General features: G+C 67.9%; 13 protein-coding genes and 1 tRNA gene. 6 read left to right on the top strand and 8 right to left on the bottom strand.

Translation table 11 applies throughout. The annotated features are described in order from the left end of the window. Window positions 1-40: 40 nt before the first annotated feature. A complete protein-coding gene (locus LuPra_RS15030) occupies window positions 41-652 on the bottom strand; it encodes a CarD family transcriptional regulator (RefSeq protein WP_157899218.1) in 612 nt (203 codons plus the stop codon). Window positions 653-842: 190 nt separating this feature from the next. Between LuPra_RS15030 and LuPra_RS15025 the strand changes: the two genes are divergently transcribed. Together LuPra_RS15025 and LuPra_RS15020 are read left to right on the top strand one after the other, a co-directional pair. Continuing rightward, window positions 843-1,445 (top strand): SAM-dependent methyltransferase, encoded by a 603-nt coding sequence (locus LuPra_RS15025; protein WP_110171501.1) that lies wholly within the window; start codon window positions 843-845, stop codon window positions 1,443-1,445. A gap of 52 nt (window positions 1,446-1,497) precedes the next feature. Continuing rightward, window positions 1,498-1,583, top strand: a tRNA-Leu gene (locus tag LuPra_RS15020). 18 nt (window positions 1,584-1,601) lie between these two features. Here the strand turns inward: LuPra_RS15020 and LuPra_RS15015 are convergent. Next, window positions 1,602-2,465: a PEP-CTERM sorting domain-containing protein gene (locus LuPra_RS15015; protein WP_157899217.1), complete on the bottom strand. Its 864-nt coding sequence runs from the start codon at window positions 2,463-2,465 to the stop codon at window positions 1,602-1,604. 555 nt (window positions 2,466-3,020) lie between these two features. Here LuPra_RS15015 and LuPra_RS15010 point away from each other — a divergent pair. After that, complete coding sequence (locus tag LuPra_RS15010) at window positions 3,021-3,869, top strand: hypothetical protein (protein WP_110171499.1); 849 nt, start codon at window positions 3,021-3,023, stop codon at window positions 3,867-3,869. Between the two features lie 88 nt (window positions 3,870-3,957). On the opposite strand, the gene LuPra_RS15005 is transcribed toward LuPra_RS15010, so the two are convergent. Genes LuPra_RS15005 through LuPra_RS14995 form a run of 3 tightly spaced genes read right to left on the bottom strand, consistent with a single transcriptional unit; the run spans window position 3,958 to window position 7,054 of the window. Next, on the bottom strand, window positions 3,958-4,941 hold the full coding sequence (locus tag LuPra_RS15005) for a hypothetical protein (RefSeq protein WP_110171498.1): 984 nt from the start codon (window positions 4,939-4,941) through the stop codon (window positions 3,958-3,960). Then, on the bottom strand, window positions 4,941-5,690 hold the full coding sequence (locus tag LuPra_RS15000; RefSeq protein WP_157899216.1) for a M48 family metallopeptidase: 750 nt from the start codon (window positions 5,688-5,690) through the stop codon (window positions 4,941-4,943). Before LuPra_RS15000 ends, LuPra_RS15005 begins: the two co-directional genes overlap by 1 nt. After that, entirely contained in the window at window positions 5,687-7,054 is a 1,368-nt protein-coding gene (locus LuPra_RS14995; protein ID WP_162271406.1) for a phospholipase D-like domain-containing protein, read from the bottom strand. The genes LuPra_RS15000 and LuPra_RS14995 overlap by 4 nt, the downstream gene beginning before the upstream one ends. 124 nt (window positions 7,055-7,178) lie before the next feature. On the opposite strand from LuPra_RS14995, the gene gltS reads away from it, so the two are divergent. Next, window positions 7,179-8,408, top strand: a complete 1,230-nt coding sequence (gltS, locus tag LuPra_RS14990; RefSeq protein ID WP_110174696.1) for a sodium/glutamate symporter — start codon at window positions 7,179-7,181, stop codon at window positions 8,406-8,408. Between the two features lie 246 nt (window positions 8,409-8,654). Here the strand turns inward: gltS and LuPra_RS14985 are convergent, their stop codons facing one another. Continuing rightward, window positions 8,655-9,533 carry a M48 family metallopeptidase gene (locus tag LuPra_RS14985; protein WP_110171496.1) on the bottom strand — a complete coding sequence of 293 codons (879 nt, stop codon included), beginning with the start codon at window positions 9,531-9,533 and terminating at the stop codon, window positions 8,655-8,657. 169 nt (window positions 9,534-9,702) lie between these two features. On the opposite strand from LuPra_RS14985, the gene LuPra_RS14980 reads away from it, so the two are divergent. Both LuPra_RS14980 and LuPra_RS14975 read left to right on the top strand, forming a co-directional pair. Beyond that, complete coding sequence (locus LuPra_RS14980) at window positions 9,703-10,680, top strand: PEGA domain-containing protein (protein WP_157899215.1); 978 nt, start codon at window positions 9,703-9,705, stop codon at window positions 10,678-10,680. Further along, window positions 10,667-11,566, top strand: a complete 900-nt coding sequence (locus LuPra_RS14975) for an alpha/beta hydrolase (protein ID WP_110171494.1) — start codon at window positions 10,667-10,669, stop codon at window positions 11,564-11,566. Before LuPra_RS14980 ends, LuPra_RS14975 begins: the two co-directional genes overlap by 14 nt. On the opposite strand, the gene LuPra_RS14970 is transcribed toward LuPra_RS14975, so the two are convergent. Both LuPra_RS14970 and LuPra_RS31955 read right to left on the bottom strand, forming a co-directional pair. Then, on the bottom strand, window positions 11,557-12,492 hold the full coding sequence (locus LuPra_RS14970) for a cation diffusion facilitator family transporter (protein ID WP_157899214.1): 936 nt from the start codon (window positions 12,490-12,492) through the stop codon (window positions 11,557-11,559). The genes LuPra_RS14975 and LuPra_RS14970 overlap by 10 nt on opposite strands. Window position 12,493: 1 nt before the next feature. Beyond that, window positions 12,494-12,985: a hypothetical protein gene (locus LuPra_RS31955; protein WP_157899213.1), complete on the bottom strand. Its 492-nt coding sequence runs from the start codon at window positions 12,983-12,985 to the stop codon at window positions 12,494-12,496. Window positions 12,986-13,012 lie beyond the last annotated feature (27 nt).

Genomic DNA, 13,012 nt, shown 5'->3' with positions numbered 1-13,012 from the left:
GGCTCTTCAGCGGTTTCTTCGACGCTGCTGGCAGCGAACCCTAATTGCTGGTCAAGGCGCGACGCGCCGTGGCCCTGGTCGCGGTGGTGACCTTGGGGGCCGTCACGCTGGCAGCGATGGCGGCAACCACGGGGCGACGCGCGGGCACACTGTCGTCCTTGGTCTTGAAGCACTTGCAAAGCGCTTCGTCGACCATCACTTCCACTCCAGCCATGGGCTGGTGCGTCACTTCAGAAATTTCGGAAATTACGAGGAAGCGGGCGCGGTCGAGCATGCGCTTCTCGCGGAAGGAGAGGTTCTTCGACTTGCTGAGGTAACAGAGGCTCTTGAGGACCTCGACGACGTCGTAGATGGAGCCCGTGCGCATCCGGTCCGAGTTGTCCTTGAAGCGCCCTTTCCAATTCTGGTGGCTATCGATGTTGCCATCGGAGAGCAGCCCGTACAGTCGCTTGATTTCTTCGTCACACACCGCGCGGCGCAGGCCGACGCTGTCGACATTGTTGACGGGCACTAGCACCGTCGTCTCGTTTGCCACCATGCGCAATTGATAGAAATCGCACACAGTTCCCAGAATCGTCTTGGTCTCGATACGTTCAACGACACCGAGTCCATGATTCGGGTAGATGACCTTGTCACCGACCTGAAATGTCACGGGCACCCCTCTCTCCGGATGGTTGCACAGGTAGCGCTTTCCAGCGATTAGGTCTTAGAAACCGTGTCAGTATACCGCACTTTGCCGGACACCCGGGAGATCCCGACGCTGGCAAACCGCGTCCTGGCAAAAGTCGTCGAAAAGTCATCGGCAGGGATGTTTCACCCCTGCCCGCAAGGGAGCTACCGGGATGAAGCAAGGACTCTGGCGGATTGTCGGGCCGGTCGGCCTGATGACAGCTGTGCTGTTGGTGGGATCGGCCGTTTCCCAGGCGGCCGGGCCGGCCAATGTCGCCACCGCGCCACAGGCGAGCCTGGCGCCCTACGTGCCGACCCCGCAGGACGTCGTCGAGCGCATGCTCGGTCTCGCTGGTGTCGGCAAGAACGATGTCGTCATCGATCTCGGGTCGGGCGACGGGCGCATGGTCGTGACCGCCGCCAAGCAGTTCGGGGCGCGCGGTATCGGGGTCGACATCGATCCGGCCCGAATCGCGGAGGGACGCGCCAACGCGAAGCAGGCCGGCGTCGAATCCCTGGTCGAGTTCCGTCAGCAGGACGCACTGCAGGCGGACATCTCGCAGGCGACCGTGGTGACCCTGTACCTGCTGTCGTCCTCGAACGTCAAACTGCGCCCGCGGCTGCTCTCGCAGCTCAAGCCCGGGGCCCGCATCGTCTCGCATCAGTTCGGGATGGGCGACTGGCCGCCCGACAAGGTCGAAACATTCACCGACGGCAATGGGACCAGCCGGACGCTGTACCTGTGGACCGTTGGCGCCAATTCGCCAAAGCAGTGAGGGTGCGGACCGCGGCACCGCGGTCCGGCCCGATTTGGTAGACTGCGCCGGCGCCCGCTTGGCGAAATGGCAGACGCAGGGGACTCAAAATCCCCCGCCCTCACGGGCATCTCGGTTCGAGTCCGAGAGCGGGCACCAGCTTCCTGATTTTCCTCGTCAGGCCCCCTGACGGCTGCGCCGCCAGCGCCTCAGCGCGCCGATGCCACCGAGCACCACGAGGCTCGTGAGTCCTGGCTCCGGCACCGCCGCCCGTCCCACCGGCTCCCCATACAGGAAGTCGTCCATCACGACGATCTCGTCGTCCAGGTTGCCGAGCACGCCGTTGGAGACGAAGGTGTTGGCGCCGGCTGTGATTCGCACCCGGCCGATGCGTTCACCGGCGGTCGCGGCGGCGCCGAGGAATGTCAGACCCTGATTGCCTGATACCAGCGCATTGCGCGTGTAGATCAGGTTGTTCGACACATCGAAGAACTCCAGCTTCGTGACGTTGGCAGCCTCGACGTCGACAAAGACCACCCCGAAGGCGTTGGTCGTCGCTGCGTTGGTGGTGCCGGGCACGAAGAACAGCACGTCAGTGATCGGACTGTTGACTGCGGTGAAGATCTTCTGCGCGCTGAAGGCCTCGAAGTCGTCCGGGAAACCGAAGAGCGTCGGAGCTGCGCCACCGGCATTGGCGCTGACCATGAAAGCCGTTCCTGGCGTGCTGAACACGGCGCCGCGCGGCGAGTTGACGTTGAAGAAGTCCCCGGGAAGGCCGCTCGGGTCCGAGAACATCGCCGGCACGCCATCCCAGTTGATCTCGCGACGCAGGCCCCCAAACGATCCATTTGCGCCCGCGAGGCTGCCGCCGCCGACGGCGGCGCGGAAGGCATCGCGGGCAGGAGTGATGGAGGCAGGGTCGGGCCCCGCCGCCTCGAACGTGATGAACCCAGCCTCGGCGCCGCCCGTCCCGCCGATGAGGCACAAGACAGCGACCAACGCGGTCCTCTGGGACACACTACGGACGAGCGAGCATTTCATCGAACCAACTCCTCCGGGCGCCGACCCGGGAAGGTCCAGGCGGCCTCCATTGCGCGGACGCACGGACGCCGAGAACGTGACAGGATGCAGGGGCGTGCAGGCGCACCCCCCGCTAGTTAACCAGTACTTTTTGGACGCGAGCCGAGGCCGATAGGGTCCATGTCGCTGCCCACTGCTCCTCCCGCCGGCGCACGCATTCGCACACTGCGAGGGCTGTCGTCCTATGCCTGTGGCCACACCGGCAGTTGCTGCCGGGCTGGATGGCCTATTCCCGTCGAGAACGCACCGCTCGAGCTACTTAGACGGGCAGAGGCAGATGGCGCGTTGCACTTGGCGGGGACAACGCCGTGGATCCGGGAGAGTGTTTTAGGCCACACACCCTCAAGGGAGTGCGTCTTCCACGCGCCGCGGGCCGCCTGCGGCGGTTGCGCTATCGAAACGACACTCGGAAGTGACGCACTGCCATACAGTTGCCGACAATTTCCCAGGTTGTTGCTCGTCGACGCTCGCGGCTGGCACATGTCCTTGTCGGCGTGGTGTGGCACAGCTGCGCGGATGATCGTCCAGGATTCACCACCTGGGCAGAACGACGGTCCCGACGTTTTTCTATCGTTCGACCATATATGTGCAGACCGGCGGGTCCATCTCGAGGCGCTCGACGCTCGCGAGGCCTGGCCACCGCTGCTCCGTCCGGGTGTGCTGGCCGGCCACGGCGCCTACACAGCATGGGAGGCACGGGGACTGACGGACTTCCTGGGCCCAGCCTGCGCGGGAATGGCTTCGCTCTCGACGATGCTGGCAAGCGCACTGTGCTGGACCGACGTGCTTCGCATTTGGCGGCAGTCGGAGGGCTCCCTCGACGTTCTCGTCAGCCGCCCGTGGCGACATCCCGATCCGAACCGCGCGCTGCGAATCAGCGCGGCACCTGACGCGTTGCGGTCTCGAGTGTTGTTGCCCCTGTTGTCAGGCGTACCGGGCGAATGGCGCCCCTCCGCATGGCCGGCGGGGCTCACCGACGCCTCGATGGCGGGAGAGTCGATCAGCAGAAGGCAGGCGGATGCTGCGCTGGGCCGTTACCTCGCAACCCGCCTGGTCGGTTCCTGGGTGGCCTACCAGGGCACGGGGCTGCGATCGGTCGCGGCCTCTCTCGTATATGCCTATGTCCTGACGGCACTCGCGCTGCAGGCGACGGCGGTAGACGGCTCGTCGACCGTCACCTTGGGGCGATTGACCTCAGCGATCCGCGCGGCGGACTGGATCGTCTTGCACCTGCTGGATCGCGATGTGTGGGCCCGCGCCTGCAGCGCGCACGAGGTCGACGAGGACGCCTCTCGCCTTCTCCAGTTGGTCGCCGGCGCGGCGCGGGTACTCGACGGCTGTGACTGGCGCCCCGAAGGGACGTGACGGCCGTCAAGGGAACGCCGAACGCTGAACGCCGAACGCTGAACACCGCCGGCGGACTGCCGAGCCGGGCCGAACGCCGCCGTACGCGTCAGCGGCGGGGGTGGCGCCCGGTGGCCCGGCCGTGGCCCTTGCCCGGTGCCGGCGTCGGCGTCGGTGCTGACGGCGCGTCGCCTTCCAACTCGCGGAGGCGAGCCTCGGCCGCCGCTCGTTCCTCACCGAGACGCGCGAGATCCTGTTCGGCCGAGAGCCGGCTCACCGCGGCACGTTCTGCGGCCTTGCGTGCGTCGGTTGCCGACCGCGTCGCTTCCGCTGCGGCACGCTCCGCTTCGCTGGCTACCTCCTCGGCCGCCGCCGTCGTCTGTCGCAACTCCTCGACGCGATTGGCAGCTGCCGCATGGCGCTCTCCTAGCGCCTCCAGGAGCGCTGCGGCTTCGACGACGCGAGGGTCGGGCGCCGCCGGAGGGGGTTCTGGATCGCTTGTGGCTTCCGGGCGGCGGGCGACCACCTCGAAGCGGCGGACTGGCGCCGCTGACGACGTCGGCAGGATCAAGCCCGCAAACGCTGCCAGGCCGGGAAGTTCGACGTCGGTGGTGAGCTGCCCGTGTGAAAGTCGCGCCTCGCGGCCGTGCGCGGCCAGGGCCTCGAACGTGGCACGCACCTGCGCGAGGATGGCATCGCTGCCGTGCTGTCCCTCGTCGTCGGCGACGCGTTCGGCCTGCTCCACCGCCCGGGCCACCGCATCGTCACGCACGCGCAACGTCTCGCCGACGTCGGTGGCGGCATCGCCGAGCAGTCGCGCCTGTTGTGCGGCCCGAGCCGCGGTGCCCGCGTCGAGTACGGCGTCGTAAACCGGTTGCGCCCGCCAGAACACCTGGTTGACGAGGTAGGCTGCGCGTGAGGGCTTGGTAGCCGCGGCAATGCGAGCCGCGACATCCTTGTGGCCGCTGCGTTTCAACTGCGACGCCAGCGTCGAGCGGCGCACGATGAACTCCGTAAACGGCGCCTGGTACAGCGAGGCCAGCGCGGCCGTGCTGTCGATGAACGGCGGTTCGTCGGGCGGTCGCGACACCATCAGCAGAGCGCCGGGCCTTCGGCACGTAGCCAGGCCCGCGCACTCGCGTAATCGGGACACACGGCCTCGACCTCCGCCCAGAACCTCGGTGAGTGATTCGGCTGACGCAGGTGCATCAACTCGTGCAGCAGCACGTAGTCGGAGACCGTGTGAGGCATCTGCAACAAGCGCCAGTTCAGCGCGATATTGCCCTCACGCGAGCACGATCCCCAACGCGAACGCTGGCTTCGTACCGTGACGCGCGTGACCGCGAGGCCATGGCCCGCCGCAAGCGCGAGCAGGCGTGGCGGCAACTCCCTCGCCGAACATGCGCGCATCAGCGGTTCGAGCACGCCGCGGTAGTCCTCCCGCAGGCCACACGTGGCCGCGAGATCGCCGCAGCGGACCGTCACCTGCGATCCGGACGAGGCGAGCACCTCGACGCGGCATAGCGCACCGCGCCACCAGACGTGTTGTCCGGCCCGCCACCGCGTGTCACGGCGTCGGACTTCCAGTTCCTGGCGGCGCTCGGCAATCCATCGCGTGCGTGTCCGGACGAACGCCTCCGCCTCACGGCGCGATCCGTGCCGCGGGATCGTCACCCGCACGGTGGCATCGGGCAGCACGCGCAGGATGTACCGCCGGGCGCGGCCGTTGCGCACGAAGAGCGTTCCCGGCGCAGCTGGCGGCGGCACCGGGGGTTGGCTCGTGTCAGGCGCGACATCGCCGCATTCGCGCCAGGGCAGCGACAGCTGCGCGATCCGCGTCACACCTGCTCCTTCAGCAGGGAGGCGACGAGCTCCTGGCCGCGCGTCAGCCATCCGCGCTGCTGCCAGTCCTCGCGGAGCACGGGCTGGCTGGCCGCGAGATCCTCCTCGAACAACGCCGTCATCGCGGCTGCGAACCTGGTGTCGCATAGGCAGAGGCTGGTTTCTTCGTTGTGCGCAAAGGATCGGTTGTCGAAGTTGCTGGTGCCCACGGTACACCAGCAGCCATCGACCAGCATTGCCTTCTCGTGAAGCATCGAGTGGTGATACTCGTACAGCTTCACGCCGCCGTCCAGTAACACGCCATACAGGCGGCGGCTGTTCTGGCGCGCCAGCCAGTTGTCAGTACGCCGTCCGGTGATCAGCACGCGCACGTGGACTCCACGCGCCACCGCCTCGACGAGGGTGTCGATCGCCGTCTCGTCAGGCACGAAGTAGGGATTGACGATGTCGATCTTCCGGCGCGCGGACACGATCGCCAGGTAGTACATCAACCGCGCCGATGACGAACCGGCGTCGGGCGAACTGTGGATCACCTGGAGCGCCAGGGGTCCTGATGCCTCGATCGACGGGAAGAACTCCGCGCCCTGGATAATCTCCCCGGTCGTGCGCAGCCAGTTCTGCGCAAAGCCGGACAGCAGCGGCGCGACCGCGGGGCCGCGGATGCGGAACATCACGTCGCGCCACTCGTCGGGCGGCGTCGCATTGCCGCGCCAGTGATCGGCGATGCCGGCGCCGCCGGTGAAGCCGACGACGCCATCGACGACCAGTGTCTTGCGGTGCGTGCGGTTGTTGAAGCGGCCGACCGTGTACCAGCGGATCGGCGCATACCACGCCACCTCGCATCCGGCATCGGTCAACCGCGTGTAGATCGACTCGCCGATGCTCGCCGAACCAACGGAATCGAGCAGGATCTTGACGGGTACGCCGGCCCGCGCGCGCTCGCAGAGCGCGTCACAGAACTCGTCGCCGGTCCGGCCCGCCCAGAAGATGTACTGCTCGATGCAGATCGACTCGCGCGCGGCGCCGATCGCCGCGAGCATCGACGGGTAGAATTGCTCGCCGTTGCTGAGGATGTCGACGGCGTTACCCGGCAGGAAGCCGGCGCCGGTCAGCCCGGCCATCGTGTCGAGGAACGGCGGCGAGCCGGCGGGGTCGGTGTGATCGAGCCCGAGTTGCGGTGGCCGTTCGGCGGGCCGCAACACGTACGCCACGAAAGTCATCGCCAGCATCCCGGCCGCCCAGTAGTAGCGGTCGGCGACGAGGAACCACCCACCGAGCAGGGCCCACGGCTGCCAGAGCCATACCAGAAGACGGATGCGCGTGCTGAGCCACGGAGCGCCGCGAGGGCGGCGCTGGCGCTGCATCTTGCGCCACCGACGTGGAACCTGGCGCTGACGGAACGCGTGAGGCCGGCTGCGTGGCCGCGACGGTGGTGAGGCGAGTGGCTGTGACATCGGAGCGCTTCGAACGGTTGTGTATCATCGCCGCGTGTTCGCAATCAACGCCATCCATACGCTGGCTTTCGCCGGCGTCGTGCTCTTTGCCGGTTACGCGATCCGGCAACGCCTGGGTTGGCTCGCACGCTTGAACATCCCCGCACCCGTAATCGGCGGCCTGATCGTGTCGCTGGTGATGACCATCGGTCACGTGCGCGGCCGGGTGCCGTTCGCGTTCGACACGACGTGGCGCGATCCCTTGATGATCGCGTTCTTCACGAGTGTCGGATTCGGCGCCAGCCTCGGGCTGCTGCGCCGTGGCGGACCACTCGTGGTGCTGTTCCTGGCCGCCTCCTCGGTGTTCACCGTGCTGCAGAACGTGCTCGGCGTGATCGTCGCGCGGTTGCTCGGGCAGCCACCGCTGTTCGGTGTGCTCGCGGGATCGGTCACCCTCGCGGGAGGGCCAGCCACCGGCCTCGCGTTCGCACCGTTCTTCGAGCAGGCCGGGGTCACCGGTGCCGAGACGATCGCCGTGGCCGCGGCGATGGCCGGCATCGTCTCGGGTGGACTGATCGGCGGTCCGGTGGGTACCTGGCTCATCGAGCGGCGCGTGCATCGCGGCACGGCGGCCACGACGACCCACGCATCGGCCACCGTCGCCCAGCATGTCGTGGAGTCGGAATTGCCGGGGACGGCGACGCCGCCCCGCGGTGAGGATCGCGAAGCGTACGCGCTGATGAAGGCGACGGCCCTGTTGCTGCTTGCGATGTGGGTGGGCGCGGGCATCAGCGACTGGCTCACCGCCCAGGGCGTCGTCCTCCCCCGCTACATCGGCGCAATGCTCGCCGCGATCGTGCTCCGCAACATCGACGAACTCACCGGCTGGCTCGGGATCTCGCAGGCCGTCATCGACGACCTCGGCACGGTCGCGCTTGCCTTCTTCATCGTCATCGCGCTGATGACGCTGAAGCTGTGGCAACTCGCGGGCCTGGCGCTGCCTCTCGCCGCACTGCTCGTCGTGCAGATCGTATTCGTCGCCGTGATCGCGCCGCCGGTGATCTTCCGGCTCATGGGCCGCGACTACGATGCCGCGGTGATGGCGAGCGGCTTCATCGGCTTCATGCTCGGCACGACTGCCAACGCGATGGCCAACATGGAGGCCCTGACCGAGCGATACGGCGTTGCGCCGCGTGCCTTCCTCGTGGTGCCGATGGTGGGCGCGTTCTTCATCGACGTGGTCAACAACGTGGTGATCACCGCGTTCCTGAACGTGTATCGGTAGAGGGCGCGGTCGGGAGTCGGGAGTCGGCAGACGGGAGTCGGGAGTCGCCGAGGGCGGGCAGCGTCGCCCGAGGGCGTGGCCACGCGTCGAGCAAGCTCGACGCCTACGTCTCCTGATTGTAGCCGTCCGATGGCGCGGATCGGGAGTCGGGAATCGTGATTCGTCGGCGCCTTTTTTCGACAATTCCCGGCATTCGCGGCATTGCGGCATTACCGACGCGCGCGCCGCGTCTTTGACCACCGCGCGCTAACTCCGCGGCATCGCGTGCGCCCGGGGCAGCTGCGCGAGGCGGCGCTTGACGTCGGCGAACTGCGCGCTGGTGCGTCGCCCGCCGCCAGGATTGGCGGCTACCAGTTGTTCGAGGTCACGGACGCGGCTTACCGGGGCCGGATGGGTCGAGAGGAACTGCTCCACCGAACCCGGCGAGCGGCCCTGCTGCGCACCGAGGACGCGCATGAACTCGACGAGACCGTGCGTGTCGTACCCGGCCCGCGCCAGGATGTCGACGCCGACGCGATCGGCCGCGCGCTCGTCGTCTCTCGAGAATTTCAGCATGACGCTGTTGGCGGTGAGGCCGGCGGCCATCTGCGCCGCGGCCGCGCCCGCGCCGTCGTTGCCCAGCATGGCACCCAGCAGGCCCAGCAGGCCGTTGGCGACGGTGCCCTTGGTGATCTGACGCGCCGCGTGGCGCTCGGCAATGTGCGCGATCTCGTGCGCGATGACACCGGCGACCTGTGATTCGTTGTCGGCCGCGGAGAGGATGCCCCGATGGACCCAGACCGGGCCGCCGGGGAGTGCGAACGCGTTCAGTTCGGCGTAGTCGGCGGTCGAGAAGCTGTACGGGTAGTGCGCGCCTGACGCGTGCTGCGCCAGCTGGATGCCGAGGTCGCTGACGTACTGCCGAACCCGCGCGTCACCCACCTGTGGGGTCTCGCGCCGGAGTTCCTGCTGCGCCTGCTGACCGATGGCGATCTCGTCCTTGACGGAGACGAGCTGGAATGCCGCGACGCTGCCTGATCCGATCGCGATCGTCAGCACCACCTTGGCCGACCGCTGCGAAAGCCTGCGAATCATCGCCATGCCGGGCACCGGTGCAAACTCGCTGCCACGGCAACGTGGCAGCAATTGCGAACACTCGTGACCGCCTGACGCACTCCCAAGGCCGGGCTGTTAGCGTCCGGGAGACAACTCGTCCGTTCTGCCCAATCCCTGCTCTCGGCGGAGGTCACCGCAGACAACCGCTGAAACGGCACGGCTGGTTGACGCTGGGAAATACGTAGGATACAAACCGACGGTGACTGAACCAGCAGGCCCGGCCGCGTCGACGGCCTCGAGCCCGACTCCCGAGGAAATCAGTGCGCGCCTCGAGGCCCTCCTTAAGCGTACGCACGCGCTTCGAGCCCAGCAGCCCCCGGTCCCTTCGGGCGGGCCGCTCACGATCACGTGGCCGCCGCCTGATCGAGAGCTCGACCGCTACGACGTGGTCGATGTCCCGCACGCGTCTCCGGTCAAGGCAGCCGCGGACCTCGAGGTTGCCTCCAGTACGCCCTCGCCGGAACCTGTGGCGGCACGGGAAGCGGCTCCGGTCGACGCCCCGGCCGCAGATTTCAGCAAGCCCGACTGGAGCGAACTCCGGCTGCGTACCTTGCCGGATGAATCCCCGCGCGCGTCCAGGTGGGGGTGGCTGCTCACCGTCGCGCTTGCGCTCGCGACCCTGGGGCAGGCCGGATACATCTGGTACCTGCAGACGGCTGGGCCAGTGGCCTCCCCGAGCCGCATCCGCGTCGACGGACCCGACGGCGCCGAAGTGCGTATCGCCGGCAAGTCGATCGGATTCGCTCCCGTCGAGCACAACCTCGATGCGGGCGATTACGACGTCGAACTGATCGACAAGGGACGTGTGGTCCGTGCCGATCGCGTCAGCATCGGCGTCGGGCGCACCGTGGTGCTGCTCGCGCCCGCGCGCGAGGAGACCAGGGGTGCTGGCGGCGTGACGAACGCCGGCGCAGCGGCCCCAACTGATCCCGGCGTCGCGCCTGAACAAGCCTCACCGGCGGCCAACGCGGACCTGGTGTCGGAGACCACCGGTGCGGTGACGATCGAAAGCACACCGCCCGGCCTGCCCGTGACCATGGGGGGCCGGCCGCGGGGGATCACGCCGCTGACACTCGGCAAGATCCCGCCGGGCCGACACGATGTGCTGGTCGGAACGGCAGCGCTGAAAGTCGACGTGACGGCGGGCGAGGTCGCCACGCTCCGTGTGCCCCACTGACGAGCGCACGGCTCCACCGACGCTGCGACGCTTCCTGCGCTGGAGCGTCGTCGGCGTGGTGACGGCCGCCGTGCTCGCCTACCTGACGGTCATCGGCTACCTGATGGCCAACGAGGTGCAACTCGTCTTCGTCCCCAATCGAAAGGCGTATCCGGTCCCCACGGACGTCGCGGCTCGTATCGAACGCATCCCCCGGACGCCGCACGGCCCGGCATCGGGCCTCTTGTGGGTGATGCGCCAGCCCGCACACGCCGACGCGCCGTGGGTGGTGTACCTCCACGGCAATGGCGCCAACCTCGCCACGCCGGAGAACGTCGAGCGGTACGAGGCCCTGGGGCGTCTGGGACTGCAGGTCGTCGCGCCTGAATACCCCGGATTCGGCGAGGTGAACGGCACGCCGTCGGAGGCGGTACTCGATGCGGCGGCGCGTGACGCGTGGGCATGGCTTCGCGAGCAGGGTGTGCCTCCCTCCTCGATCGCGATCTACGGCTGGTCGCTGGGGTCCGGCGTCGCCACCGACCTGGCGAGCGACGTCGACGAGCGTGGGGTCGTCCTCGAAGGCGCCTTCTCGGGCGTCGACGATCGGGCCAGCGAGTTGTACCCCTGGTTGCCGATCCGCCTGATGGTGCGGAACCGCTTCGCGTCCCGCGAACGTATTGCGCGCCTGGGTAGTCCCCTGCTTCTGCTGCACGCGACAGACGACACCGTGGTGCCGGTGTCACATGCCCGGATGCTGTTGGCCGGGGCGCGGGAGCCTCGTCGTCTCGTCGAACTCACGGGCGGACACGTGCACCTGAACCGGCGCGATCAGGCGCGGTACACGCAAGCCCTGCAGGCGTTCTTCGCCAGCGTGTTCCCACCGGCGACCGCGTTGCTTCAGCCCTGAGCGGCAAGTGGCTGGCCGAGCCCGGCCGGCTCGACGTGCACGAGCACGTCGCTGACGGCCGCGACGTCGGTGCGGATCCGCTCGCGGACCGCGGTCGCAATGGCGTGACCGTCGCCCACCGAGATCCACCCGTCGACCTCCAGGTGCAGATCCACGTGGTATTGCAGGCCGGTTCGACGCGCGAAGAGCTTTTCAACGCCGCGCACGCCGTCCACCGTGCACGCCGACTGCCGCACCTCTTCGAGCAGTGAGTCGGGGGGCATGGTGTCGATCAGATCGAGCGAGGTCGAGCGCACCACGCCAAGACCGGCGATGATCACGAAGACACCAACCAGCAGCGCGCCGACGTGATCGGCCGCGCGAAACCGCAGGGGATCGTAGAGCGTGAGGCCGAGCGCGATGATGGCGGCCAGGGCGGACAACACGTCGACGCTGTCGTTCCAGGCGTCAGCCAGCAATGCCTGGCTGCCCATGCGACGGCTGACACGCATCTTCGACACCATCATCACCGACTTGACTGCCAGCGCCAGTGCGAGCGGCCAGAGCGTGTACGCGGCCGGCGACGCGTGCAAGGCGTCGATGTCGCGAACGGCGTGGGCAGCAATGGACCCGCCAATGAGGAACAGCGCCAGCCCGATCAGAAATCCGATGAGCGTCTCGGCTCGACCATGCCCATATGGATGATTGGAATCGGCTGGCCGCGACGCATACCAGAAACCGAAGAGCACCGCGAGCGACGCTGCGACGTCCGCGGCAAATTCGATCCCCGACGCGACGACGGTGAGCGACCCGCCGCGTGAACCGATCCCGATGTTCAGCGCCGCGAGCAGGCTGTTGGCGCCGACGCTGATCACGGCAAGGCGTTGCCCCGCCGACGTACGCGTCAAGCCATTGGCGCCGTTGGGCAGTTCCGGCGCCGCGATCACGCTAGAAGAAGGCGCGGCCGTGCCAGGTGCGTGCTGCGGGCGCTTCCCAGGCGCCGGCCCGCAGCGCCCCGACAGTCTGAACGGTGTTGTCGAACACGCACGTCTCCGGGGTGACGGCGCCGCTGGTTGCGGCCTGCCCGAAGTCGTCGCGCGTGGCGCGCCGGATCGACCCGCCCTCCCTGAAGAACACCGAGGCGTGGTCGACGAGATCGACGCCGAGTTGCTGCCCGAGCCCCTTCATGGTCCGGACGAGGGCGTCCACCGAGCATCCCGAGACGCCGGCCGCTTCCTGATCCACACCGACGATCAGGAACTGGTCGTAGCGCAGGTCCCGCGCGCAATCGAGCGCCACGCGGTGTGCGTTCCACTGGTCGAGGAAGGCGTCGACGGCACCGAGCAGTGCGTCCCGCTCCGCGACCTCGAGAGGACGGGAGGCGGCAAACACCCAGAGTCGGGCCGAGTCGGGCAGGCGATCGAAGGGCTGGCGGGGCATGGGAATAGTGGGCGAAAAAACCGCAAT

This window comes from Luteitalea pratensis (assembly GCF_001618865.1).
Lineage (GTDB): Bacteria > Acidobacteriota > Vicinamibacteria > Vicinamibacterales > Vicinamibacteraceae > Luteitalea > Luteitalea pratensis.
Note: the sequence above shows the minus strand (reverse complement) of the source record. Positions and strands in the feature narration are given on the sequence as shown.